This is a genomic window from Pseudomonas sp. Tav-5-1A (assembly GCF_055755055.1).
In genome coordinates this window covers 4,622,743-4,648,110 of sequence record NZ_CM146901.1, presented here as the reverse complement: position 1 = coordinate 4,648,110, position 25,368 = coordinate 4,622,743, and the positions used below count along the sequence as shown (strand labels likewise).

The 25,368-nt window shown below is 61.8% G+C and carries 27 protein-coding genes; 25 read left to right on the top strand and 2 right to left on the bottom strand.

The window, feature by feature from the left end; all coding sequences use genetic code 11:
- Positions 1 to 119: 119 nt before the first annotated feature.
- Entirely contained in the window at positions 120 to 590 is a 471-nt protein-coding gene (locus AC0J42_RS21080; RefSeq protein ID WP_473003579.1) for a hypothetical protein, read from the bottom strand.
- A 160-nt stretch (positions 591 to 750) separates the two neighbouring features.
- Here AC0J42_RS21080 and AC0J42_RS21075 point away from each other — a divergent pair, with 160 nt between their 5' ends.
- From AC0J42_RS21075 to AC0J42_RS21015, 13 genes are all read left to right on the top strand, one after another.
- Complete coding sequence (locus tag AC0J42_RS21075; protein WP_473003577.1) at positions 751 to 1,359, top strand: putative metallopeptidase; 609 nt, start codon at positions 751 to 753, stop codon at positions 1,357 to 1,359.
- 33 nt (positions 1,360 to 1,392) lie between these two features.
- A complete protein-coding gene (locus AC0J42_RS21070; RefSeq protein ID WP_473003576.1) occupies positions 1,393 to 1,869 on the top strand; it encodes a DUF2280 domain-containing protein in 477 nt (158 codons plus the stop codon).
- Positions 1,844 to 3,169 carry a phage terminase large subunit family protein gene (locus AC0J42_RS21065; protein WP_473003574.1) on the top strand — a complete coding sequence of 442 codons (1,326 nt, stop codon included), beginning with the start codon at positions 1,844 to 1,846 and terminating at the stop codon, positions 3,167 to 3,169. Before AC0J42_RS21070 ends, AC0J42_RS21065 begins: the two co-directional genes overlap by 26 nt.
- Positions 3,169 to 4,614 (top strand): DUF4055 domain-containing protein, encoded by a 1,446-nt coding sequence (locus AC0J42_RS21060; protein ID WP_473003573.1) that lies wholly within the window; start codon positions 3,169 to 3,171, stop codon positions 4,612 to 4,614. Before AC0J42_RS21065 ends, AC0J42_RS21060 begins: the two co-directional genes overlap by 1 nt.
- Positions 4,550 to 5,647 (top strand): minor capsid protein, encoded by a 1,098-nt coding sequence (locus AC0J42_RS21055; RefSeq protein ID WP_473003572.1) that lies wholly within the window; start codon positions 4,550 to 4,552, stop codon positions 5,645 to 5,647. The genes AC0J42_RS21060 and AC0J42_RS21055 overlap by 65 nt, the downstream gene beginning before the upstream one ends.
- Before the next feature lie 24 nt (positions 5,648 to 5,671).
- Positions 5,672 to 6,157, top strand: coding sequence for a DnaT-like ssDNA-binding protein (locus tag AC0J42_RS21050; RefSeq protein ID WP_473003570.1), 486 nt, complete (start codon positions 5,672 to 5,674; stop codon positions 6,155 to 6,157).
- Positions 6,158 to 6,229: 72 nt separating this feature from the next.
- Positions 6,230 to 6,496, top strand: coding sequence for a hypothetical protein (locus tag AC0J42_RS21045; RefSeq protein ID WP_473003569.1), 267 nt, complete (start codon positions 6,230 to 6,232; stop codon positions 6,494 to 6,496).
- An 85-nt stretch (positions 6,497 to 6,581) separates the two neighbouring features.
- Positions 6,582 to 7,355, top strand: a complete 774-nt coding sequence (locus AC0J42_RS21040; RefSeq protein ID WP_473003568.1) for a hypothetical protein — start codon at positions 6,582 to 6,584, stop codon at positions 7,353 to 7,355.
- 3 nt (positions 7,356 to 7,358) lie between these two features.
- Positions 7,359 to 8,342 carry a major capsid protein gene (locus tag AC0J42_RS21035; protein ID WP_473003566.1) on the top strand — a complete coding sequence of 328 codons (984 nt, stop codon included), beginning with the start codon at positions 7,359 to 7,361 and terminating at the stop codon, positions 8,340 to 8,342.
- A gap of 47 nt (positions 8,343 to 8,389) precedes the next feature.
- Entirely contained in the window at positions 8,390 to 8,827 is a 438-nt protein-coding gene (locus AC0J42_RS21030) for a HeH/LEM domain-containing protein (RefSeq protein WP_473003564.1), read from the top strand.
- Positions 8,828 to 8,837: 10 nt separating this feature from the next.
- On the top strand, positions 8,838 to 9,215 hold the full coding sequence (locus AC0J42_RS21025) for a hypothetical protein (RefSeq protein ID WP_473003562.1): 378 nt from the start codon (positions 8,838 to 8,840) through the stop codon (positions 9,213 to 9,215).
- A gap of 2 nt (positions 9,216 to 9,217) precedes the next feature.
- Positions 9,218 to 9,607: a hypothetical protein gene (locus tag AC0J42_RS21020; RefSeq protein ID WP_473003560.1), complete on the top strand. Its 390-nt coding sequence runs from the start codon at positions 9,218 to 9,220 to the stop codon at positions 9,605 to 9,607.
- Between the two features lies 1 nt (position 9,608).
- Entirely contained in the window at positions 9,609 to 10,265 is a 657-nt protein-coding gene (locus tag AC0J42_RS21015) for a hypothetical protein (RefSeq protein ID WP_473003559.1), read from the top strand.
- On the opposite strand, the gene AC0J42_RS21010 is transcribed toward AC0J42_RS21015, so the two are convergent.
- On the bottom strand, positions 10,262 to 10,801 hold the full coding sequence (locus AC0J42_RS21010) for an NUMOD4 domain-containing protein (RefSeq protein WP_455923273.1): 540 nt from the start codon (positions 10,799 to 10,801) through the stop codon (positions 10,262 to 10,264). The two genes, AC0J42_RS21015 and AC0J42_RS21010, sit on opposite strands and share 4 nt — an antisense overlap.
- Positions 10,802 to 10,911: 110 nt before the next feature.
- On the opposite strand from AC0J42_RS21010, the gene AC0J42_RS21005 reads away from it, so the two are divergent.
- From AC0J42_RS21005 to AC0J42_RS20950, 12 genes are all read left to right on the top strand, one after another.
- On the top strand, positions 10,912 to 11,322 hold the full coding sequence (locus AC0J42_RS21005) for a phage tail terminator-like protein (protein ID WP_473003557.1): 411 nt from the start codon (positions 10,912 to 10,914) through the stop codon (positions 11,320 to 11,322).
- Between the two features lie 67 nt (positions 11,323 to 11,389).
- Complete coding sequence (locus AC0J42_RS21000; RefSeq protein ID WP_473003556.1) at positions 11,390 to 12,040, top strand: phage tail protein; 651 nt, start codon at positions 11,390 to 11,392, stop codon at positions 12,038 to 12,040.
- A 9-nt stretch (positions 12,041 to 12,049) separates the two neighbouring features.
- Positions 12,050 to 12,439 (top strand): phage tail assembly chaperone, encoded by a 390-nt coding sequence (locus tag AC0J42_RS20995; RefSeq protein WP_473003554.1) that lies wholly within the window; start codon positions 12,050 to 12,052, stop codon positions 12,437 to 12,439.
- A gap of 89 nt (positions 12,440 to 12,528) precedes the next feature.
- The gene (locus AC0J42_RS20990; RefSeq protein WP_473003551.1) at positions 12,529 to 12,750 is read left to right on the top strand and encodes a DUF1799 domain-containing protein; all 222 of its coding nucleotides are present in this window, start codon (positions 12,529 to 12,531) and stop codon (positions 12,748 to 12,750) included.
- Positions 12,751 to 12,760: 10 nt separating this feature from the next.
- Positions 12,761 to 16,126: a phage tail tape measure protein gene (locus AC0J42_RS20985; RefSeq protein ID WP_473003549.1), complete on the top strand. Its 3,366-nt coding sequence runs from the start codon at positions 12,761 to 12,763 to the stop codon at positions 16,124 to 16,126.
- Positions 16,126 to 16,464, top strand: coding sequence for a phage tail protein (locus tag AC0J42_RS20980; protein ID WP_473003547.1), 339 nt, complete (start codon positions 16,126 to 16,128; stop codon positions 16,462 to 16,464). Before AC0J42_RS20985 ends, AC0J42_RS20980 begins: the two co-directional genes overlap by 1 nt.
- The gene (locus AC0J42_RS20975; RefSeq protein ID WP_473003544.1) at positions 16,464 to 17,162 is read left to right on the top strand and encodes a phage minor tail protein L; all 699 of its coding nucleotides are present in this window, start codon (positions 16,464 to 16,466) and stop codon (positions 17,160 to 17,162) included. Before AC0J42_RS20980 ends, AC0J42_RS20975 begins: the two co-directional genes overlap by 1 nt.
- An 8-nt stretch (positions 17,163 to 17,170) precedes the next feature.
- On the top strand, positions 17,171 to 17,941 hold the full coding sequence (locus AC0J42_RS20970; protein ID WP_473003542.1) for a C40 family peptidase: 771 nt from the start codon (positions 17,171 to 17,173) through the stop codon (positions 17,939 to 17,941).
- Positions 17,934 to 18,548 carry a tail assembly protein gene (locus AC0J42_RS20965; protein ID WP_473003541.1) on the top strand — a complete coding sequence of 205 codons (615 nt, stop codon included), beginning with the start codon at positions 17,934 to 17,936 and terminating at the stop codon, positions 18,546 to 18,548. The genes AC0J42_RS20970 and AC0J42_RS20965 overlap by 8 nt, the downstream gene beginning before the upstream one ends.
- A gap of 9 nt (positions 18,549 to 18,557) precedes the next feature.
- Entirely contained in the window at positions 18,558 to 24,350 is a 5,793-nt protein-coding gene (gpJ, locus tag AC0J42_RS20960; protein WP_473003540.1) for a TipJ family phage tail tip protein, read from the top strand.
- The gene (locus AC0J42_RS20955) at positions 24,347 to 24,682 is read left to right on the top strand and encodes a hypothetical protein (RefSeq protein WP_473003538.1); all 336 of its coding nucleotides are present in this window, start codon (positions 24,347 to 24,349) and stop codon (positions 24,680 to 24,682) included. Before gpJ ends, AC0J42_RS20955 begins: the two co-directional genes overlap by 4 nt.
- Positions 24,682 to 25,365: a hypothetical protein gene (locus AC0J42_RS20950; RefSeq protein WP_473003536.1), complete on the top strand. Its 684-nt coding sequence runs from the start codon at positions 24,682 to 24,684 to the stop codon at positions 25,363 to 25,365. Before AC0J42_RS20955 ends, AC0J42_RS20950 begins: the two co-directional genes overlap by 1 nt.
- The last annotated feature ends 3 nt before the right edge of the window (positions 25,366 to 25,368 follow it).

Below are 25,368 nucleotides of genomic sequence, written 5' to 3'. Positions count from 1 at the left end.
CTGGCCTAGCTCAAAGTTTGAGCGTGGTGCTGTTGCACTGCGCCACTGCCACGCAGGCCAGTGCGATGCTAAGCATGGCCAATATCGGTGTTACCAAAAAACTGAAGAAGGTGCGCCATTTACTCGCGAGTTGATTGGTAGCGATGGCTCCACTTGGCGCTGCAACTGACACAAGACCATTTCTCGAACACTTCGATATCAGTGACTGTGTAGGGTCTTTCCTCAACATTTCCGGTTACGCTATTCCGCTCTTGGAGGTATTTCGTACGGATGCCGAGAAATGATTCCTGACGATCTACAAGCTGTACAGTCGGCTCACCGCAGGAGCCACATCGAGCTGGTTGCCACGTCGCGAAGCAGTAGGCCCCGAAGAAGCACGCAAGGGCAACTGCACCTAATATAAGACCCCCGAGTATGTTTGGGTCCTTGTCGAGAAATATGTAGAACGACAAACCAGACAGTACCAGCCCTACACAGCTCCAACCGATGGCAGCCATAACAGATTTGTCTTTTTCACGTTCGTTGGCGGCGTTTACTCGTGCAATCGCTTTTTCACGAGCTTCACTGGATTTTTCGGATGGCTTACGCATGTGCGCTCCCTGCTATGTTATGCCCAGAAGAAAAGGGGGATGGCGAATTATGGAGCAACCCAGATCTGCGGACAAAGCGTAGTGGTTCAAAAGAACCGATCCTTTTGTTGAATCATTGGTATGCCGGGGCGTATTCCCTATCGCAGGAGCAGGACGTCGTATGGACAGACCGCACCCATCGTCCAGCATGAACGACGATATAAATCCGCGGATCGTGCCTGCTCCAGAGGTTTGGGCCTGGCTCCAAGACGAGATTCTTGCTGAGGATGGCCGTATCCATAACCCGGATCATGCACATCTCATCGATGCCGACATTCGAGTGATGTGGGCATCGTCCTGCTTCGAGAAATCCGGGCGTACTGTGCTTGGCCAGGCCGAGCAGGTCGCCTTCAGGGCGGGTGGCTGGCAGAAAGCGCGCATGGAGCAGCAGATGCGTGATTGGTTTGGCGACGTGCCGACCTTCATCATCACCCTGGCTGCCGACTACTGTTCGCAGTGCAGCGATGCTGAGTTCTGCGCGCTGGTGGAGCATGAGCTCTATCACATCGCCCAGGCGACCGATCAATACGGTGCACCAGCCTTCACCAAGGACGGCTATCCCAAACTGAAGCTGCAGGGCCACGACGTTGAAGAGTTCGTCGGCGTCGTCCGCCGCTATGGTGCGAGCCCAGACGTTCAGGCCATGGTCGACGCTGCAAGCAAACCCGCTGAGGTGGGCAAATTGAACATTTCGAGGGCCTGCGGAACCTGTCTGCTCAAGTCGGCCTGATTCCCATGACAGGTTTTGACGGATGAGGCCTCTATGGCAGTGCTACGAAGCGAGGTAAAGGCCTTCATTGTGCAGGCTCTGGCCTGCTTCGATACGCCATCCCAGGTGGTCGCCGCGGTCAAGACAGAGTTCGGCATCGAAATTAGCCGCCAGCAGTGCGAGTCGCACGACCCAACGAAGTTTGCCGGGCAGGGCCTAGGCAAGAAGTGGGTGGAGCTGTTCCATGCAGCGCGAAAGCGCTTTCGTGAAGAGACAGCCGATATTCCCATTGCCAACCGCGCGTTCCGCCTTCGTACGTTGGGGCGCATGGCCGAGAAGGCCGAGAACATGAAGAACATGGCGCTGACTGCCCAGCTACTGGAGCAGGCAGCCAAAGAGGTGGGCGACGTATACGTGAATCGCCGCCTCGAACCCGACAAGCCCCTTGGCTCCCAGGCTGATCAGCCGCACGCGATCGCTGAGTACACCCTGGAGCCTGATGAGAATGTCCCGTCTACCCCGTACCTATGACCCGCCGGTAAAGCTGACGCCGAAGCAGGCGAACATCTACGTTTGGGGCTTCCAGCCTGAGGCTCGATTTCGCGATGCCGTGTGTGGCCGGCGGTTCGGCAAGACCTTCCTCGGCAAGGCAGAGATGCGCCGCGCGGCCAGGTTGGCTGCGGAGTGGGGCGTAAGCGTCGAGGATGAAATTTGGTACGGTGCGCCGACCTTCAAGCAGGCCAAGCGTGTGTTTTGGCGCCGCTTGAAGCAGGCGATCCCTGAAGCTTGGCGCGCGACCAGGCCGAACGAGACGGAATGCTCGATCACTCTGAAGTCTGGTCACGTCATGCGCGTAGTGGGGCTCGACAATTACGACAACTTGCGCGGCTCCGGCCTGTTCTTTGTCCTGGTGGACGAATGGGCCGACTGTCCGTGGGAGGCTTGGGAGGAAGTCCTGCGGCCGATGCTCTCGACCTGCCAGTACACGCTACCTAGCGGTGATACGCGTAAAGGCGGTCATGCACTGCGAATCGGCACCCCGAAGGGCTTCAACCATTGCTACGACACTTTTCAGGATGGCCGGCCCGGCCATGAGCCCGACCACAAGAGCTGGCTCTACACCTCGCTTGACGGCGGCAACGTCCCCGCCGAAGAACTGGACGCGGCGCGCCGCAAGATGGACCCGCGCACGTTTCGCCAGGAGTACGAGGCCAGCTTCGAGAACTATGCGGGCGTCGTCTACTACACCTTCAACCGCGACGAATGCCGCACCACTGAGCGCATCAAGCCCGGCGAGGCACTGCATATTGGCATGGACTTCAACGTCATGAAGATGAGCTCCGTGGTCTACGTGGTGCGCGACGACTTGCCGATGGCCCTGGATGAGTTCCACGCCGTGCGCGATACGCCGGAGATGATCGAGAAGATCAAGGCACGCTTTCCCGGCCATGCCGTGGCTGTCTACCCGGATGCCAGCGGCCAGAACACCAGCAGCAAGAACGCGAGTGAATCGGACCTGTCCCTGCTCAAGAAGGCGGGTTTCACGGTGGTGGTCGACTCGATGAACCCCAGCGTCAAAGACCGCGTGAACGCCCTCAACGCCATCCTGCTGAACAGCTACGGCGAGCGCCGCCTGAAGGTCAACATCGACCAATGCCCGCAGCTCACGCTCTGCTTGGAGCGCCAGACCTACACGGACAAGGGCGAGCCGGACAAGGACCCGAAGAAGGGCCACGACCACATGAACGACGCTGCTGGCTACTTCATTGCCAAGCGCTACCCGATCAAGTCTCAAACTGCCGGCGCGCGCCGTATTGGAGGATTGGCCTGATGCCAGTGCAATCGACAAGCCCAGACTACGACGCCCATCTGCCCGAGTGGCTGATGATGGACGACGCGCTTGAGGGCGAGTGCGCGATCAAGCGCAATGCGGTCAACCTGCCAAAGCCCAGCGGCATGGTGGAGGCCGAGAAGCTGGACGGGCAGGGCAACGCCTACCTCTATGCGAACTACCGCGATCGGGCCCAGTACGAGCACTGGGTGCGCGACGCGCTCCGCTCGATGATGGGCCTGGTCTCCCGGTTGATCCCCGAAATCAAACTGCCCTCCGGCATGCAGGGCCTGGAGGAAAACGCCACGGCTGACGGCTTCGGCCTGAATCAGCTGTTCTTCCGCATGGTGCGCCAGGCCATTTCCCACGGCCGGGTACCGCTGGTGGTGAACATCGACGACAGCGGCAAGCCGTACTTCTCGACCTACGCCACCCGCAACGCGATCAACTGGAAGGTCGGCTCCATGGGCGGCCGGCAGGATCTCACCCTGTCGGTATTCGTGGAGTTCCGCGACAATCAGGAAGACGAATACGACCACGACTGCAAGCGTGTCTACCGGGTGTTCAAGCTGCTTGACGGCGTGTGCTACAGCGCGGTAATGGGCGAGGAAGGTGAGGTGCTCGAGGAGCTACGGCCCTTGGGTACTGTGAACAACGACAACCAGCTGGTGCGCGGCCTCGAATACCTGCCGGTGATCTACTGCGGCTCCACCGACAACTCCCCAGGCGTCGACGAGGTACCGCTACTGACCATGGCCCGGGCGGCACTCAAGAGCTACCAGCTCAGCGCTGATTACTTCACCGCCCTGCACCAGACCAGCCACCCGCAGCCGTGGGTGTCCGGGCTGGACGATAGCGTCGAACTGAGCGTCACCGGCCCATCGGCCGCCTGGGACCTGGGTCGCAGCGGATCCTGCGGCTACCTAGAGTTCCAGGGGGCGGGCATTGAGGCGGTCCGCCAGGCCATGGATGACCAGAAGAACGCCGCGCTGGAGGCCGGTGCCAAGGTGATGGATGCCTCCGGTACTGAGTCAGGCGAGGCCCGCAAGACCCGCCAGAACGACCAGCATGCCACCCTGCACAGCATTGTTATCACCGTTGCCTCCGCCATCGAGCAGGGCCTGCGGTACGCCGCCGAGTGGACGGGCTACAACCCGGACGACGTGACTTTCACAGTCAAGCCGGAATTCATCATCCCTGACGTGGATGCCCAGGTGCTGGCCGAGCTGCAGAAGGCAGTGGCCGCCGGCGGCATCAGTTGGGACACTTATTGGCAGTACCTGACCACCGGGAAGCTGCCGGAGCGGGCCTACGACGAGGAAGCCACCCTGGTCGGTGATGAAACCGACGCCGGGCGCGGCCTGAACCTGGACAAAGACGATGGCGGCGACACCCCAACAGGACAGCCCGGACAGCCAGCTGCTGGAGCAAACAACGCGGCATAGCGTCATGCTCGAGCGGTTGAAGGCCGGCGAGGTGAAGAAGTTCGAGCGGTACCTGCGCAAGATCGACACCGTGGTGCGCGATCAGCTGACCCGCAAGGAGCTGACCACCTACAGCCGGCAGAGGCTGGAGGAGTTCCTGGCGCGAGTGGACGGCAAGCTGCTGGCCATCTACAAGGACTACAGCGATGTGGTGCAGGCCGACCTGCTCGATATCGCCCAGTACGAAGCGACGTTTGAGGGCAGCAGCCTGAGCAATGCGCTGTCGGTCGATGCGGTGGTGCCCACTAATGCGGTCATCCGCGCTGCGGTGTTCTCCTATCCGCTGCAGGTGACCGGCCTGGACGGCGGCAAGCTGCTGAAGCCATTCCTGAGTGGGTGGACCCGTTCGGAGACGATGCGGGTTACCAACGCCATCCGCCTGGGCTACGGCCAGGGCCAGACCAACGCCGAGATCGTGAAGGCGATTCGCGGCACGGCAGACCAGAACTTCAACGACGGCATCCTCGCAGTGAGCAACCGCAACGCCCGCTCGGTCGTCCAGACAGCCATCCAGCATGTGGCCACCACGGCGCGGATGGAGACGCTGAAGGCGAACAAGGACGTGGTGCCTGGCTATCGCTGGGTATCGACGCTAGACCGCAAGACCAGCGCCCAGTGCAAGGGGTTGGATGGCCGGGTGTTCGAGTTGGGCAAGGGGCCGCTACCGCCGGCGCACATCAACTGCCGGTCAACCACCGTGCCCACCACCAGGCTGACGGCCACCTTCTCGAAAGGCGCTACGCGGGCTTCGGTAGGGGACAGCGGCGGTGGTCAGGTCGATGCAGGGCTTGGCTATTACGACTGGCTTGCGATCCAGCCCGCGAGCTTCCAAGACGCGGCTTTGGGGCCTGTGCGCGGCAAGCTGTTCCGGGACGGCGGCCTGACGCCAGAGAAGTTCGCCATGCTGCAACTGGACAGCAAGTTCCAGCCCTTGACGCTGGAGGAGCTGAAAAAGCTCGAGCCTGAAATGTTCCGTAAGGCTGGTGTAAACTGACCGCCCCACATCAAAGGGCGCGCCATGATTATCGTCGAGCACGGGCAGGGCACAGATCCGGCAGCGAACAGTTACGCGGATGCTGGATCGCTTCGCTTCCATGGAGAGTACTACGGGTTTCCGGTGCCTCCCGATGAGGCCGGCCAGGTCGACTACCTCCTGAGGGCGGCCCGAGCCATGGATGCCATGCGCTGGAAGGGCGCTCCTGCCTCAGCCAATCAGCCGCTGGCCTGGCCCCGCGACGGGATAGTGCTGGCCGGTGAGTTCCTGAGCAAAAGCCTTATCCCGTATGGCATTCGCCATGGACAGGTGATGTTGGCCATCGAGCTTTACGCCGAGGCCCATGGCATCGTGCTGGTTGAGCCTACCCACGGCTTCGACGGCAAGAAGTCCGTCCCGCTCACGCGCAGCACGGCGGCACATCGCAACCACCCGCCGCTGTGGGTGGCGAGCCGCACGCAGCTTGCTGACTACCTGGTGATGCGTGGGCTTCAGATCGTCAGGGCTTAAACCGAAGCCCTGCGGTTTCAGCATTCTCCAGGACGTGGCACATTGTGAGCCCCGCAACTGGAGTGATCATCAATGGCGAAGACCGCAAAGCAGTACTTGGATTCAGAGCTGGCAGAGCACCCGGTAGCCGAAGATGATCCTGGTGCATCGGTGCTATTCGCCATCGTTGATCTGCGCGAGATGGAGCCCGGCGACATTAACGAATCGATGAAGCAGGAGATCATTGAGCTGGCGATTCCCCGGCTACAGACGATTTATCCATGGGCCTCCAGCATCAAGGCCGACCAGATCGGCACCAATCCTGCCGGTTGGCTCATGCACTTCAAAATCCAGCGATAGCACAAACCTCGAATCACATAACCTCGGCCATGCCGGGGTTTTTTTATGCCCGCAAGGTGGGCCAACCAATCCCCAGGGGATATCCATGCCATTTGAATTCGACCCGGCCGCCGCTGGCCTCACCCTTGACGCCACCCAAACCGCAGCCCTCCAGGCGGCGCTGGGCGGCAGCGTGCAGGAGTACCTGGACAAGGAAGTGACTGGTCTGAAGGCCAAGAACACCGAACTGCTGGGCTCCAACCGCACCATCAAAACCGAACTGGACAAGCTGAAAGGGCAATTCGAAGGCCTGGATATCGACGCTGTGAAGGGCCTGCTGGTCAAGGTCGGCCAGGACGAAGAAACCAAGCTGATTGCCGAGGGCAAGCTGGACGAGGTCATCACCCGCCGTACCGAGCGCCTGCGCGGGGACTACGACAAGCAACTGGCCGCCGAGAAGGGCCGCGCCGACAAGGCTGAGGCCTTCGCTGCCAAGTACAGCGACAAGGTACTGGCCGACTCCATCCGCGCTGCCGCCCTCAAGGCCGGCGCGCTCCCCGAGGCTGCCGAGGACATCATCCTGCGCGCCCGGGGCACCTTCAAGCTCAGCGAAGACGGCGAGGCGATCGCTACCGACCGTGATGGCGAGGTCATCTACGGCAAGGACGGCAAGTCGCCTCTGTCCCCGCTCGAATGGGCGGAATCGCTGCGTGAAACTGCAACTCACCTGTGGCCAAGGGCTTCGGGTGCCGGTCCGACCGGCGACAACGGTGGCAAGGCCACGAAGAAATGGGGCGAGTACACGGAGACCGAGCGCGCCGCGCTGGCCCGCGACAACCCCGAGGCGTTCAAAAAACTCATGGCCACCAAAGGAACCTAATCCATGCCAACCACCCAACTGTCGGACATCTTTGTCGCCGACTACTACGCAAGCCTCGATCCGGTGAACTCCCCTGAGCGCACCGCGGTTTACGAATCCGGCATCATCACCCGCTCGCCGGTGCTGGATGCTGTCGCCAACAACGGCCAAGGCACCGCCGAGGTCTCCTACTGGCAAGACCTGGACGCCGACGAGGCGCCCAACGTTTCCAACGACGACCCGGACGACCTGGGCGCCGTCGGCAAGGTCACCCAGGGCACCATGCGCGCCCGCACCTTGTTCCTCAACAAGGGCTATGGCGTGGCCGACCTGACTGCCGAACTGGCCAATTCCGAGCCAATGCAGCAGGTGCGCAACCGCTTCGGCACCTACTGGACCCGCCAGTGGCAGCGTTACCTGCTGGGCTCCGCGCGCGGCATCATTGCTTCGAACATCGCCAACAACGCCGGCGACATGGTTGTGGACGCCGGTGCGAGCATCAGCGCGACTGCCTTCCAGGACGCCGCGTTTACCGCTGGCGACGCCGCCGACCAGTTCAGCGCGATCGGCGTGCACTCGGCGGTGATGAACCAGATGGTCAAGCAGGACATGATCGAGTACCTGCGGGACTCGGACGGCAAGATCATCCTGGCGACCTACCTGGGCAAGCCAGTGTTCATGGACGACGGCCTGACCTACAGCGCTGGCAAGTTCCTGTCGGTGTTCTTCGGCCAGGGCGCGTTCGGCTACGGTGTCGGCAGCCCGCACACCCCGGAAGAGCTGCAGCGCAAGCCTGACGGCGGTAACGGCGGTGGCGCTGAAGTGCTGTGGGAGCGCAAGACCTACATCCTGCAGCCTGCTGGCTTCAGCTGGACTGGCAGCAACGTCCTGAACCAAAGCCCGACCGCTACTCAGTACGCCGCTGCGGCAAACTGGACCCGGGTCTTCGACCGCAAGCAGGTGCCGTTCGCGGCTGTCATCAGCGGCACCGCTCCAGTCGGCGGCTGATCCCCGCCTGGCGCCTTTCGGGGCGCCGGGCCATTTCGAGGTGAACCATGAAAGTCATCTATACCGACGCGCCGGGCACTGAGTCCGGTACGTGCTACCGCCTGCTCAGCGAGTTCTTCGGCGTCATTGGCTCGGCTACCGAGGTGCTGGTTCAGGGCGACAACCCCAACATCATCGACGCCTACAAGCGGGCCGGTATCAAGGTCAGCGCTGTGGGTGATGATGGCCTGCGCTTGGACGGTCCAACCGTGGCTGAATACGTCGCTGCAGGCTATCAGGCCAGCGCCTACCCACCCGAAGGCTACGCATCGCGCAGCACGACTGATGAGATCGCCGCTGCGATAGCAGCCCAGGCGACTCCCCCCGAGACCGATCCGCTGAAGATGACCGTACCAGACCTGAAGGCTTGGCTGGCCGCCAAAGGCATCGAATTCGATGCGTCGGCCAAGAAAGAAGACCTGCAGGCCCTGGTGCCGAAGGAATAAGGATCTGCACATGACCGACTTCATCACCGTGGCCGATGTCGATGCCCAGCTCGGTCCTGACTGGGCTGGCACCGGTGATACGGTCCTTGCTGTGGCCATGGCCAACGCTTGGCTCACAGCCAAGATTAAGCGGGTTGTCCCCGATCCGGTTCCGACCGAGATCAAGACGGCCGGCGCCCAGGTGGCGAAGGTCGCCGCCGCGGGCAACCTCTACAAGAACACCAAAAAGGAAGTCCAGAGCACGACGGTTTCGGCGCAGGCCGGCACATCCGTCAGCAAAACCTACGTCGCTGGCTCGACTGATCTCACACAAGGCGAGAACTTCGCCCTGGCGCTGCTGGAGCCCTGGATCAAGCGGCCGGGCGTCTTCATGCTCAAGAAGGTGTAGCCATGGGCATGCGTGATGACATTCAGGCCGACCTGGCTGAGGCCTTCGACGATGCGGACGGCCTGGCCGATGCTGTGAAGCCCGTGGCAGGAACGCGCACTGTAATCGGCGCATACGACCCTGCCACCGGTAAGCCGGCCAGCACGACCACGACGTACGCCGGGCGTGGGGTGTTTGGCAGCTACTTGGCCAAGGAAATTGACGGCTCCCGCGTCCTCGGCACGGATGAGAAGCTGCTGGTGCTGCAGAACGAGTTGCTGAGCACCGTCGGCGGCGCGGCAACTCTGGACCTGGCCCAGCCTATGGTGGGAGACGTCATTGGAGGCAAGCGGGTGCTGGACGTCGGTCAGGACCCAGCCGGTGCGACCTGGACACTTCAGCTGAGGAAATAGCATGGCCTCGAAGTACGCAGGCAAAAGCGGTAGTTTCGCCGCCCAGATCCAGGCCTTCGCCGCGCAGGCACAGGAGGCCATCGACGCCACCCTGCGCGAGATCGTCATTGAGGTCGGCAGCAGCGTGATCATGATGTCGCCCGTGGGCAACCCGGAGATCTGGGCTGCAAACGTTGCGCACCAGGCGAAGAACAAACGAGCCGCCGACGACTACGACTACAAGGTCACTATCCGCAATACGCTGATCAACCTCGACGACAGCAACTTCACGAAGGCTGGCAAGCTGCGCAAGGGCGTGAAGTACGCCAAGCCTCTGACCAAGACCGAGCGCGACCAGAACTTCAGCGTGAACGGCCTGGTGGCCGGCAAGGACTACATCGGCGGCCGCTTCCGGGGCAACTGGATGTTCAGCATCGGCGCGCCGGACGACTCGACCACGGAAGAAGTGGACCCGAGCGGTGCCAAGTCCATGGCTCGCATCCGCAATGGCGCCATTGAGTTCCAGGCGGGCCAGACGGCCTACATTACCAACAGCCTGCCCTATGCCATCGCTTTGGAATTTGGACACAGTACGCAAGCACCCAGCGGAATGGTCCGTGTGACGCTTGCGAGGTTCCAGCAGATAGTTCTTGAGGCTGTGCAAAAAAATCAAGTTTAAGCTACGTGGGCCCAGTTGCGACGGCGGATTATCGACCTGATTGCTGTCTCACTAACCTGGTAGTGCCGCGCAATAGAGGCTGTCGTCTGTCCGTCGGCACTCAGCAAGCGGATTGTGCGAACATCATCCTCTGTTAGGACCGCACGGGTGTTCGCTGCCCCCTGGCTGTCCCTTCCAAGGCCGTTGGCGAAAGCATGCTGAGCGTTGCCCGCAGCAGTCACCCATTCCAGATTCTCTGGGCGATTATCATCCTTGACTCCGTTGATATGATTTATCTGGTCGCCTTCATCAGGAGAGGGCAAGAATGCGAACGCTACCAGGCGATGGACTTTGAAGGTCCGGTGCTTGGTCTCGACACAAAGCCTCACGCTTCTATAGCCATTATGTTCGGTGTTCAGGAAGAGAATTTTTCCATAGCGAACAAAAGGACGACCTATTCGGTCGGTGGTGTGGCGATCTAGCGAGCGCACCCGCCCGAGGTTTGAAACCTCGTAGTAATCCTCATAGCCGAGAACCTGTTTCCAGATTTCATGCATGTCTATCTCCATCACAGAGTAGTAATCACTTGAAGAGCGCAGCAGGTCGGTGATTAATCGGCTCTTCGGGTTCACCCTAGCTGTACGCCTCAACTTTACAGGGGTCTTTGATGTCCCACAAAACCATCCGATCCATCTACGAGCAGCGGCTGGCCGCGTGGGCAGCAGGGCAGGGCCTGCGGGTGGCCTATCAGAATGTGAGCTTTGATCCTGCCAATGATGAGACCTACCTGGCGGCATTCACGCTGCCAGCGGGTACCGACAGCAATACCCTGGCCGGTGATCACAAGCTGTACACCGGCCTGTTCCAGGTCAACGTGGTGACGCCGGCCGGGAATGGCCCGGGCGCGGCTGAGAGCCTGGTGGATGATCTCGCTGCGATCTTCCCCATTTACCTGCGGCTCAGCCAGGGCGACTTCACCGTGACGGTGATGACCCCAGTCGATCCCGGCACCGGCATCGTCGGCGACACCACCTACAGCGTCCCGGCCTCATTCCAGTACCGCGCTGACACCGAGTAACCCGCCCGTTGGGCAACCCTGAACCCGCCCTGTGCGGGTTTTTTCGTTTTCACATGAGGAAAACCCCATGAGCGTCAAAATCCCCAACGGGACCACGTTTGAAATCGCCGGCACCCTTGGCGCCGCTAAGCCCTTCACCGCGATCAGCAACGCCAATCCCGCTGTCGCCACCGCAGCCGATAACGGCTTGGCCAATGGCGATGTGTTGGTGGTCAGTTCCGGGTGGGCAAAGCTCAACGGTCGCCCCGCGCGGGTCATTGCGGCGGCCGATGACACCTTCTCCCTGGAGAATATCAATACCATCAACGTGAGCAGCTTCCCGGCTGGTTCTGGTGCGGGAAGTTTTCAGGTGGCCACCGACTGGACCCAGATCGCCCAGATCACCGAGCCTGCGGCCAACGGCGGCGAGCAGCAGTTCCTCACCTACGGCTTCCTCGAGGACGAGGACGACCGTCAACTGCCGACCACCAAGTCGGCCAGCAGCATGACCCTACCCGTGGCCGATGACCCGTCCAAGGATTTCGTAGCCATCGTCGAAGAAGCAGACGAGGACAAGGAGCCGCGCCTGATCCGCGCAAACCTGCCAGGCGGCTCGAAGATCTACTACTACGCGTATGTGTCGATCACTGCCACGCCGACGCTGAGCCGCAACAACATCATGACCCGCACCATCACGCTGTCGTTCGCCTCGCGCCCGACCCGCTACAACGCTGCCTAAGGGAAGCCCATGACGACTTTCAAGATAGCCCAGGACCCCACGTTCAAGGCGAATGTCGCGATTCCGCGAGTGGGTGGCGAAGCAGTACTGGTCCCGTTCGAATTCAAGTACCGCGACCGCGCCGAACTGGCCGAACTGTACACCGGCTGGCAGAAGCGCTCTGACAGGGACCAAGAGTCTTTTAAGGCCAAGGGCGCTGATTTGACACTCGTTGATGTCACCAACTCCCAGATGGCTCTGGAATTCGACCAGGTGAAGGACTTGGTTGTGGGCTGGGGCTTCGATGACGCCTTCGACGACGACGCCATTCGGGCTTTGCTGCGGACCTCTGTAGGTGCAGGCAAGGCCGTCATTGATGCTTACCAAGCGGCGTTCCGGGCAGCCCGCGAGGGAAACTGAGGGCCGTAGCCCGAGCGCTATATGAGCCAGAAGCCACTGAGGATGAACTGGAGGCTTTCGGCTTTGAACCTGGCGACTACGAGGACTCAGTGGAGGTGCTAGCCGATGTTTGGGGCTCCTTCACGGTCTTCGACGCCATGTCCACCCAGTGGCGCACGGGCGCATGCGGCGCTACCGGCCTGGATTACGGCGCACTGCCGGCGGTGATGCGCCTGATGGCCATCCCCTCCGTGCAGCGCCGCAGCATTTTTCACGACCTCCGAGTAATGGAGGCAGAAGCCTTGGCCTGCATGGCTGAAGGCAAGGAATAACGGAGCCGCCATGACAAACATCGCCGAACTCGGGATTGCGGTTGATTCAGGCGATGTCGTCAAGGCGACGACCGACCTCGATAAACTGACGGACGCGGGCGCGGGGGCTGAAAACTCGGCGAAGACGATGGGCACTGCTTGGGAGAAGGCGTTGAGCTCGCTCACGTCGAATACCCAGCAGATCGTTAAGGAGTTGCAGGCGCTCAACGCTAAACAGGACACCACGGCGCAGTTGATGGTAACCGTGGGCAAAACCCTGGCCGATGTGTCCACTGGCTTTACGAAAACCGCGATCGCAGCCAACGAACTGGCCATCGCCGAGGCCGGCGTTGCCAGCACGTCCGACGATGCCATGGCCAGGCTTACTGCTATGGCGAAGGCATCTCTGGAAGCCAGCGAGTACCACAAGAGCCTTGCGGCAAGCGTCAATGGTTCGGCTTCGGCCATGGAAACCGGTGGCTCTGCTGCCAAGGACTGGGCGGCAGAGCAGGCGATCATCAATGCTCGCGGCCAGGCGCTGCTGGCGACTGAGTCCCGCTTGGCGGAGGAGGCCAAGAAGGCTGCGGCTGCCACCGGCGTTCAAGCTGAAGGACTTCAGGCGCTGCTCGCCAAGATCAACCCGGCCGTGGCAGCGCTCCAGAAATTGGACGACCAGCAGGAGCAACTGGCGAAATTCAATAAGCAGGGCCTGCTGGCCGACGAAGATTTCAAGGCTTACTCGGCAGACATCGACGTCGCCCGGGCCAAGCTGAAGGGCTTCAATGACGAGGGCGACAAGTCGAAGGGCCCGCTGGACAGTCTGGCCTTGGGCACGAAAGGCGCTCGGGAGAACGTCCTGCAGCTCGGCAATGCCCTCGCCGAAGGTAACATCCGGGTAGCAGCCCATAACATCCTGGAAATCGGCACCAACGCTGGCGCCTCTGCGCTACGGTTGGCTGCTGTGGCTGCGCCGATCGCGTTGGTGGTTGCTGGCGTTGCTGGCTTGGTCGTCGCTTATGAGAAGGGCGCGGATGAGGCGGATGAGTTTAATAAGTCGCTCATCCTGACCGGCAGCTACGCTGGGGTCAGCGCTGACGCCCTGGGCGCGATGGCAAAGCAGGTTGGCGCAACCGTCGGCACCACCGGCCAGGCCGCAGCGATCCTCGCACAGCTCGCGTCCAAGGGTGACATCGCGGGGCAGAGCTTCAAGGGCATCACCGAAGCCGCGCTGGAGATGCAGGAAACCACCGGCAAGGCTGTTGATGAGACCATCGCCGAATTCGTCAAGATCGCGAAAGACCCGGTTGCCGCAGCCAAGGACCTCAACGACCAGTATCACTTCCTGACCGAATCGGTTTACGCCCAGATTGTGGCCCTGAAAGAGCAGGGCGACACCATTGGCGCCGCGAAACTGCTGACTGACAACTACGTCGACACAATCAAGACCCGGTCTCACGAAGTCACGGAGAGCCTTTCGCTTTGGGAGCGTGGCTGGAAAGCTGTAAGCACTGAGGCGAGCAGAACCCTTGACGCACTGAAAAACGTCGGGCGCGAAGACCCGATCGCTGACCGCATTGCCGCTCTACAGCAGAAAGTCGCTGCAGCTCAAAGCGCGGTCAACGCTGATCCGGACGATACGGACAACAAGCAAAAGCTGGTGAATTCAAAGCTTGAGCTGCAGTACCTGACCGACCAGAAAGCCACGCAGGACGCCATTGTTGCTGCTCGAGGGCTGGATGCCCAGAATCAGGCGGCAGCCATCACTGCATCGGAGAAGGTCAAGGCGCTCAACGATTCGAACCTCACTGCCGAGCAAAAGCGCAACAAGGAGATCAAGGAGTATCTCCAGAACATCGAGAAGATCCGCAAGGTAGACCCGACGTCTCCGCTGGTTCAGGCCAGTGCCGTCGCGACTGGCGTCCAGAACATCAAGGACAAGAACAAGGACCCCAAGACCGCTGCGACCGCCGTTGACCTGACTGCATTCAACACAGCGCAGAACAACCTCAAGGCGATTCAGGACGAGTACACCAACGCCTTCAAGCAGCTGGATGCAGCCCAGAAGGCTGGCTTGATCTCCCAAGAGGACTACTCGATTAAGCGCGCGGCAATCCTGGGCAATGAGAAGGACGAGGTCACCGCCGCCTACCAAGCGGAAATCACTGCGCTGGAGTCAGTGCGCGACAAGTCGACCACGACCGCAGCACAGCGCATCCAACTTGACCAAAAGATCGCCGACGCCCGGGCCAGCATGGCCAAGGTGCAGAAGGACGTAGACAGCGAGCTGGAGGTGTTGTCTACCAACGAGCAGGGGCGACTTCGCAAGGAAACCCAGGCGGTCAAAACCTACACGGATGCGCTTGAGCAGCAGGTCGCTACTTTGCGCCTGCAAGGGCAGCGTGTAGCCGCCGGCCTGGGCCAGGGCGATCGCGAGAAATCGCTGACCGACCAGCAGAACGGCATCGACGACAAGATCAACGAGCAAAAGCTGCAACTGGCCAACCAATACGGCGATGGCTCGCGCGGCATGAGCTTGGATGAATACAACCAGAAGCTGGCTGCGCTGAACAAGACTCAGCAGGACCTGCACGACACGGCAATCAAGAATTACGACGACATGACGGCGGCGCAGGGAGATTGGACGGCCGGGGCTTCTGCGGCATGGGCCAACTACCTGGACAACGCCCAAAACGTCGCCGGCCAAATGAAAACCGCATTCACCTCGCTTTTCGACGGCCTGACAGACTCAATGGTGGATTGGGCCTTCGGGGCTGATGAAAGCTTCGGTGACGTTGCGGTGAGCTTCCTGAAGATGTTGGCGAAGATGGAGTTGCAAGCAGCCGCGTCCAGTGTGTTCTCCGGGGTGGCGGGCAGCGGCCTCAGCGGCCTGCTGGGCGGGATTTTCAGCGGCGGCGGGTCTGCAGCGGCCGGCGCAACGACAGCGGGCTACACCGGCTCCGCTTATTCGAGTTGGCTGTCCTCGACTTATTCGGATGGTGGCTACACCGGACCGGGCGGAAAGTTCGATCCGGCTGGTGTGGTGCACGGCGGTGAGGTGGTCATCCGCAAGGAGGTCGTCGATCAGCCTGGCATGAAGGACTACCTGGTGGGCCTGAATGCCCGCGGCTACGCCGACGGCGGCTACGTGACCCCGGTGGCCACTGGCGGCGGGGCCGGTATCAGGGCGTCCAATGCCTCGGCGTCAGCATCGAATGCTCCGCAAGTTCACATCTCCATCGAGAGTAATGGGAATACCCAGGTCAGCAGCAACACTGACGGCCTGCAGGCGTTCGGTACCGAGATTGGCGCCTTCGTCGAGCAGAAGTACAAGCAGCTCGAAGCCAAATCGCTCAGCCCTCAAGGCAACATCCGAAAAGCAATCAATGGGAGGGGCTGATGGCCGATACCTTCGCTTGGCGCCCCGACAAGGCTGCGCCTGGTACGTTTTCCCAGCGCGTTCGTTCTGCGCAGTTCGGGAACGGATACACCCAGCGCGCCGGGGACGGTATCAACAACGAAACCCAGTCATGGGATCTGACGTTCACTGGCAAGAAAGCCAGGATCGCCCAAATCCTGGCTTTTCTCAGGGCCCAGAAGGGCTACAAGGCCTTCATCTGGTCCACACCTTTTGACGGCAATCTCTTCTTCACCTGCAGCTCGTACAAGCCGACCGATCAGGGTGGCGGCGCTTGGGTGCTGACTGCAACATTCGAACAGACCTTCCAGGTGACCTGATGGCCGAAAGCATTTTCGAGGATATCCAGAAGCTGGAGGCCGGCCTGTATGTCGAGCTTTTCGAGCTGGACCTGACGGCGCTCTCCGGCGACGTTTACTACTTCCACGGCTACACCCGGGTAGGGACGATCACCTGGCAGGGCGTCGAGTACTCGCCCTGGCCCATCAAGGTTGAAGGTATGGGCATGACCGGGGAAGGGCAGCAGACTAACCCGACGCTGTCCGTGGGCAACGTCTCGGGCTTCATCACCGCGCTGTGCAGCACCTACCAGGACCTGGTGGACGCAAAGCTGGTGCGGCACCGGACCTTGGGTCGGTACATGGATGCGGTGAACTTCCCTGAGGGCAACCTCGAGGCTGACCCGACCGAGTACTTCGCTGACGATCTCTACACCATCGACCAGAAACAGTCAGCCGATGATGAGCTGGCCGTGTTCGTGCTCAAGTCGCCGCTCATCGCGACCGACCGAAAGCTGCCGGGGCGCCAGATCGTCGCCAACTGCTGCCAGTGGCTGAGCATCGGCGGCTACCGCGGCGTCTATTGCGCCTACACAGGGCCGGGCTATTTCACCGATGACGATCAGCCGACCGATGACCCAGCCCAGGACATGTGCTCCGGAACCCTGACGGGCTGCAAGCTGCGGTTCGGCGAAAACAACCAACTGCGCTACGGGTCGTTCCCCAGCGCCGGAAACTGAGGTGGCGCGTGGATATTAGCCAGGAAACGCTCGCGGCGATTTACGGCCATGCCAAGAGTTCGCTGCCAAAGGAATGCTGCGGGCTGATCATTGACGCCGCCGGCGGCGTCACGTTTGTTCCGCTGGCGAATGCGGCGGCCAAGCCCGAAATGGATTTCCGCATCACTGCTGAGGATTGGGCCGCCTGCGAGGACCGGGGCGAGGTGCTAGCCGTCGTGCACAGCCATCCCGGCCAGTCGGCCAGGCTCAGCGGTGCCGACCGGGTGTCGATGGAAGCGACTGGGCTCCCGTGGCTGATCGTCGAGGTGCGCGGCGGTGAGCCGGTTTCTCACTTGGTGCACTTGCCCACCGGTTACCAGGCGCCGCTGGTGGGCCGCCCGTTTCATCATGGTGTGCTCGACTGCTACACGCTGGTGCGCGACTACTACCAGCGGGAGCTGGGAATCACGCTGATGGACTTTGAGCGCGAGGACGGCTGGTGGGACCGTGGGCAGGACCTGTACGCCGACAACTTCGAGCGGGCGGGCTTCTATGCCATTGACCCGCACGCCCTGCGCCAGGGCGACCTGATCGTCATGCAGGTGAAGTCGGACATGGCCAACCACGCAGGCGTCTATCTCGCCGACGGTAGGCTGGCCAGTGAGCCGCACCACCACCCGGTGCCCGGCGGGATTCTTCACCACCTGTACGGCCGCGATTCCAAGCGTGATCCATTCGGCGGCTACTGGCGTGACGCGGCCCGCTATTTCATGCGACACAAGGACTCCCCTCATGGCTGAGCGAATTCGCACCATCCGTCTGTACGGCCAGCTCGGCGCCAGGTTCGGGCGCGTGCACCGTCTGGCGGTGGGCTCTGCCAAGGAGGCCATTCGAGCCTTGGGCGTGATCCACGCGGACTTCAATCGCTTCATGACCGAGTCCAAGGACATGGGCCTGGTGTTTGCGGTGTTCTACGGCAAGCGGAACCTGGGGCTCGACCAGCTGCATGAGCCACCCAGCGATAGCGATATCCGGATTGCCCCGATCGTGCAGGGCTCGAAAAGCGGCGGCGTGCTGCAGGTGGCGTTGGGCATCGCGTTGATTGCTGCTGCCACCATCGCCACTGGCGGCTTGGGGCTGGCCGGCGGGCTGGCCATCGGCGGGGCCGGATGGGGCATTGTCGGTACGGTCGGTCTCTCGCTGGCCATCGGAGGGGTGGCCCAGATGATTACCGGCACCACGGCTGGCATCGACAGCAGCGAAGCCGCCAACAACCAGCCCAGCTACAACTTCTCCGGCATCAAGAACACCGTCACCCAAGGCAACCCGGTCTCGCTGTGCTACGGCGAGATGACCGTGGGTTCCGCCAACATTTCTACCGGCATCGTCGCGGAAGACGAGCAGTAAGGGGAAACCATGTCGTCGCTCTCCATTCAGGGCTCCAAGGGGAGCTCCAGCACTCACACGCCTGTAGAAAGCCCCGACAGCCTGATCAACACCAGCTACGCGAACATTCTGGACGCCATCAGCGAGGGGCCCATCGTGGGCCTGGTCAACGGTGCACAGTCGATCTACTTCGACCAGACGCCGCTGGCCAACGCCGACGGCAGCCTGAACTTCACGGGCGTGACCTGGGAGCAGCGCACCGGCGAGGCCGAGCAGGACTACATCTCGGGCTTCCCGGCCGTGGAGGCCGAGACCTCGGTAGGCATTGAGCTGAAGGCTTCCCAGGCCTGGACACAGGGTCTGAGCAACATCCAGCTATCGGCGGTGCGAATCCGCCTGGGCGCCTCCAGCCTCTACCAGACCGAAAGTGATGGCGACACCGTGGGCTACACCGTCGAGTACGCGGTTGACCTGGCTACTGACGGCGGCGACTACACCACGGTGCTCAGCACCAGTTTCGTCGGTAAGACCACCAGCGGCTACCAACGCTCGCACCGGATCGAACTGCCGAAGGCCACCATGGGTTGGCAGATTCGAGTGCGCCGCATCACCCCTGACTCCACCAGCTCCAGCATCGTGGCCACCACCACGGTCATCAGCTACACCGAGGTCATCGACGCAAAGCTGCAGTATCCCTACACCGCACTGGTGGGCGTAAAGGTCGATGCCAGCCAGTTTTCGGCCATTCCCGAGAGGGCTTACCGCATCCGCGGCCGGATCATCCAGGTACCGAGCAACTACGAACCGTCGACCCGATCCTACAGCGGCAACTGGGACGGCACCTTCAAGCTCGCCTGGACGGATAACCCGGCCTGGATCTACCGCGACCTGGTGCTCAATGATCGCTATGGTCTGGGCCGCTACATCACCGACTCCCAAGTGGACAAATGGGGCCTGTACCAGATCGCCCAGTACTGCGACGTGCTGGTCAGCGATGGCAAGGGTGGCACCGAACCGCGGTTCACTTGCAACCTGTACCTGCAGTCGCAGAATGATGCGCTGAGCGTGCTGCAGGACATGGCCAGCATCTTCCGGGGCATGAGCTATTACGCTGCCAGCGAAGTAGTGGTATCTGCGGATATGCCGGCAGATCCGGTGTACACCTACACCAACGGCAACGTGGTGAATGGCAAGTTCAGCCGTGCGGGCTCGAGCGGCTCGACCCGCTACAGCGTCTGCAAGGTGGCCTGGAGTGACCGCGATAACTTCGGCAACGTGCGCACCGAGTACGTGCAGGACCAGAAGTCGCTGGCGCGCTATGGCATCCGCGACACCTCGATCACGGCGTTTGGGTGCGTGTCGCAGGGCCAGGCCCAGCGCCTGGGTCAATACACCATCCTGACGAACCAGCTGGAAACCGACACGATCAGCTTCAGCGTGGGACTGGACGGCACCATTGCTCGCCCGGGTCAGATCGTGCGCGTTGCCGACGAGAACTTCGCGGGCCGGCCAATCGGCGGCCGAATCAAAGCGGCCACCACCAACACGGTCACACTGGATACGGACGTGCAGGTTGCCGCCGGCGACACGCTGGTCATTATCCTGCCCAACGGCACGGCGCAGACCCGTGTTGTCCGGTCCGTGGCGGGCCGTGTGATCTCGGTCACCCAGGCCTTCAGTGGCGTACCCGTGGCAGAATCGATCTATGCCATCGAGACCGCGCAGCTGGTGCCCGAGGTCTACCGCATCCTGACCGTGGCCGAGAATTTCGGCGACGACAAGCTGCAGTACGACATCGTGGCGGTGCAGCACAATGCGAGCAAATTCGCCGCGATCGACAGCGGCGCCAAGATCGTCTATCCCCCTACCACTATCTTGCCGAGCGCAATTCAGGCGGTGCCCACCAACATTCAGCTGGGCACCTACGAAGCGGTAAAACAAGGCCTGACTGTTAGCACCATGCGGGTCACTTGGGACCAGTCCAAGGGGGCAGCCAGTTACAACGTCTGGTGGCGGCGCGATTCCGGCGATTGGATCTACGCCGGCGCTACTTACACCAACGGGATTGAAGTGACCGGCATCTACACCGGTACATACACGGTCAGGGTTTCTGCTGTAGGCGTCAGCGGCAACAGCTCGTTATGGGGTTATTCGGAGCCGACCCTGCTCCAGGGTAAGGTCGGCCTCCCGCCGGCGGTCACATCCCTCACGGCCACCAGCCAGATCTTTGGTATTGGTCTGGCGTGGACCTTCCCAGACGGTGCCGAGGACACCCAGCGTACGGAGCTGTGGTACAGCCCCAATACTTCCCTTGCCGACGCAACCAAATTGAGCGACCTGGCTTACCCGCAGGCCGACTACACGATGCAAAGCCTGCAGTCGGGCGCTCGATTCTTCTTCTGGGCCCGGCTGGTGGACCGGACGGGAAACATTGGTGCGTTCTTTCCAGATGGGAATGGTGTGCTCGGCCAGTCTAGTTCGGATGCGGGCCCTATCCTTGAAATGCTCGGTGGTCAGATCAGCGAAACCGAGCTGTCGAAGGAGATCAACGACCAGATTGACCTGATCTCTGGCCCGGCCAGCCTGCCAGGCTCGGTCAACAGCCGTGTGGAGGAGGCGAAACAGGCCGCCACGGACCAGGTCCAGGCCGTGAGCGATCAACTCGACGCTGTGAACGGACAGGTGTTGGAGATCAACGCTCAGGTCGCCGAGCTCAACCAGCAGGTCAACGACATCATTGATGCCGCCGAGTACCAGGCGGACGAGGCCTATGCCGCTGGCGCGTCCACCCGCAAGGATGGCCGTCTGTACCAGGCCAAGATCGCGGTGCCGGCCGACACCACTGGTGCCAAGGCGCCGCCGAACAGCACCTACTGGCTGGACGTGGGTCAGATCGTCAGCGATTCGAACGGCCTGGCCGCGCGCGTCACCACTGCTGAAAGCAAGATCACCAGCATTGAGGGGGTGAACACCAGCCAGGGCACGGCCATCACTGGCCTGCAGAACTCGCTGTCCGGGAAGGCTGACGCATCAGCGCTGGATGCCTTGACGACCCGCGTTACCTCGTCCGAAGGCAGCCTCACCAGCCAGGGCAACCGCGTCACGTCGCTGGAGAACAGCGTCAACAGCACCACATCCGGCTTGGCGACGAAAGCCAGCACCACGGCGCTCAACAGCCTGGCTGGGCGCGTGACGGCGGCCGAGGGGACACTGACCTCGCAGTCGACGGCGGTCACCAACCTGACCGCAGCAGTCAATGGCCTGGGGGCTAGCGGTGTGAACCTGCTGCCGGGGGAATACTCCGTCTACAGCGCCACGCTGCCGACACTGGCCGGCACGAATTTCACGGTAACGGCCGTTGCTGATGCGGTGGCGCTGCGTGGCTATGCCCTGAAGCTGGACTGGACGACAACCACCAGCACCTTGGCCGTGCACTTCAGCACCGGCGCAACGGTGGACGGCTGCAACATGTCGTTCAAAAACCAGAAGTACATAGTCTCCTACTGGGCCAAGGCCAGCGTGTCCGGCCACCAGGTGGCGCAGTTCTTCCGCGAGGTGCAGGCTGACGGCGTCACACTGGTCACTGGCCCGGCTGCCTTGGTGACGCTGACGGATACCTGGGCGCGGTACTCGGTGGTGGTGGATATGAGCAACACCACCACGTTCACCGGCTCCAAGATGCAGCTGTCCTTCCAGATGAACCGCTCTGGAGTGGCCAACCGCACCGTGTGGCTGGACCGCATCATGGTTGAACCGGTCGTCAACGGCGTGGTTGAGCCATCGGCGTTCGTTCCGGGAAGCAGCTACGACCAGAGCGTGGCCAACGCCTCCGCGACTTCGAGCCTGGATGCTCGGGTAACGGCGGCGGAAGGGGTGAACACCAGCCAGTCGAGCCAGATCGTTTCGCTGGGCAACAGCCTGACGACCACCAACAGCAATGTGGCGGCCGCGCAGACTGCGGCGACCAACGCGGCGACCCTGGCTGGCTCCAAGGGCAAGGTGCTGGTACAGGCCGATACGCCGGCCGCCGCTGACCAGTTGGCGCAGAACCTGTGGATTGACATCACCGGTGGCGCGAACACGCCCAAGCGGTGGAACGGCAGCGCGTGGGCCGCGGTGACCGACAAGGTGGCGACGGACGCCGCTGCAGCGGCTGCCAATGCCCTGGCCGTGGCCAACACCAAGGCCAGCGCCGACAGCGTCTCGGCGCTGACCAACACGGTGACTCAGCAGGGCAGCACCATCACCGCGCAGGGCAACTCGCTGACCAGCGTCCAGGCGGCGGTTGGCACGCTTGGTGCCAGCGGCATCAACCTGCTGCCGGCGGAATACACGGTGTTTGGCCCAACGCCTCCCGCGCCGCTGACCACGGGTACCTTCACGGTGGCCACCGAGGCGGATGCGCTGGCGATGCGTGGCTACGCGCTCAAGTTCACCTCGACGAACACCACCGGCACCACGGTGACCTTTGGGGCTGCACTGACAGCAGCGGCCTGCAACATGTCGTTCAAGGCCCAGAAATACATCGTGTCGTACTGGGCGAAAGCCAGTGTGGCCGGTCACCAGATCGCGAGCTACCTGCGCGTGTTGAACGCCGACGGCACGTCCTTCAACACCGGCCCGGCCACCCTGGTCACCTTGACGGATACCTGGGCGCGCTATTCGGTGGTGATGGACGTGTCGAACGCAGCGACCTACTCGGGCAACCAGTGCCAGTTGAGCATTCAGCTCAACCGGTCGGCGGTAAACGGGCGGGTGGTGTGGTTCGACCGCATCATGGTCGAGCCGGTGGTGAACAATGCTACCGAGCCTTCGGCGTTTGTTATCGGAGCCAGCTACGACCAGGCCGTGGCCAACGCTTCGGCTACCTCTGCGCTGGATGCGCGGGTGACCACTGCCGAGGGGACGATCACCAGCCAGGGGAGCAGCATCACCCAGCTCACCAACTCGCTGGCCTCGAAAGCCGATAGCAGCGCGTTGCAAGCGCTGACATCGACGGTGACGCAGCAGGGCAGCACGATCACCAGCCAGGGCACGGCGCTGACTAACCTGACGAATCGGGTAACCGATGCCGAAGGCGTCAACACCGGGCAGGCGGCGGCGATCAGTTCCATCGACACCCGGGTTACCAGCACCGAGGCGGCCATTACCGCCCAGGCGCAGCGCACGGACGGCCTGTTTGTGCAGATCACCCCGGACTACACGGGTGACGATGACTGGAACGTGGGCGAGAACACTGTCTACGCCGGTACTGTCACGGTGCAGTCGGTGCTGGCCGACGCCACTGGTGCGGTATCGCGCAAGGTGGACACGGTGCAGGCCCAGGTCAATGACACTAACGCGGCTGTGCAGCAGGTGAGCCAGGCGCAGGTAACGGCGGACGGCAAGGCCTCGGCCATGTGGGCGGTGAAGCTGCAGGTCAATGCCCAGGGCCAGTATGTGGTCGCAGGTATCGGTGCGGGTATCGAGAACGTGGCAGGGAAGCTGCAGAGCAACATCATCTTTCAGGCCGACCAGATCTCGTTTTCCAGCCCCAAAGGGGACGGGACGTTGACCTATCCGTTCATCATTTCGGGTGGGGTCAACTACCTCAACTCGACCTTCATCCAGGACGGCACCATCACCAACGCCAAGATCGGCAACTACATCCAGTCCAACAACTTCGTTGCTGGCTCTACGGGGTGGAGGCTGTATTTCGACGGGACGTTCGAGATCAACTCGGCGCTAGGTGGGGGCGGCCGGCAGGTCATCAACGGGGCCGGCGGCAAGGTTTTTGACGCCTCCGGGATCAAACGCTACCAGTGGGGGAATTTGGACGCATGAGTTTTGGAATGCGGATCTGGGGCGCCGACGGTGCGCTCCAGATCGATGAGACCTCGTTCACCATGCGGGTGGTGTATTCGACCCTGGTCAACTTCACGGAGACGACACAGGCAACCAGGACGTTTTCGGTGCCCGGGGTGACTACGGCTAATGCCGTCGCCGTGTGCATCCCCGTGGGTGCCTACGACAACGACGCGCTGCTGGCCTTCCAGTACGAGACCGAGCTGCTCACCGACCAGGTGAAGGTCTACAACTACAACCGCGGGTACGCCGCCAGCACGGCGTCACGCAATTCCGGGAACCAGCGCCTGCTGGTCATAAGGTTTTCCTGATGGGCTACGGAGTCGAGTTCACCAACAACAGCAACACCGTGGTGTTGGATTCGGTCTACGCCCGGCTATGCGTCATCTGCAGCGGGCGTTACGCGCCCACGCAGGAGTCGGGCCTGGGTTCGGTGACCACATTCCCCGTGGTGATCACCACCCAGGAGCCGCCGCTGATCTTCTGCCGGCCCGACAATTCGTCGGTTCCGGCCAGTATCAGCATGGTGCAGCCGTACGGCGCGTCGGGCGCGTGGACTGGCTTCTACCTACGCACCATTGACGTCAACTACGCCCAGCCCAACGGAAAGTACTTCGCGGCCGCCTTTCAGGCCAAGCCGCTGGCGTCATTCGGGATGCGGCTGTGGGACGAAACCGGGGCGCTGATCTTCGACTCGGGCACACCCTGTGCAGTCTTCACCCGAGCGCTGCAAAACTGGACTTTCGTGAGCTCCACTCCCAACAGCGCAAACGGCGCCTACGACAACCTCTATACCGTGCCCACCACGTATCCAGCCAACGAGTACATGCTGGTCAACAACTTCTCCATGAAGATGGCAAACGGCTCAACGGCGGGGCGGATCATCAAAAACGTATGGGACTTCAGCGGCAGCACCATGAAGACCGTATTGACCGGTACGTCAAACCCCACCGCCTTCTACCTTCCAGCCCTGTTCGCCAAGATCAATGTCTAAGGA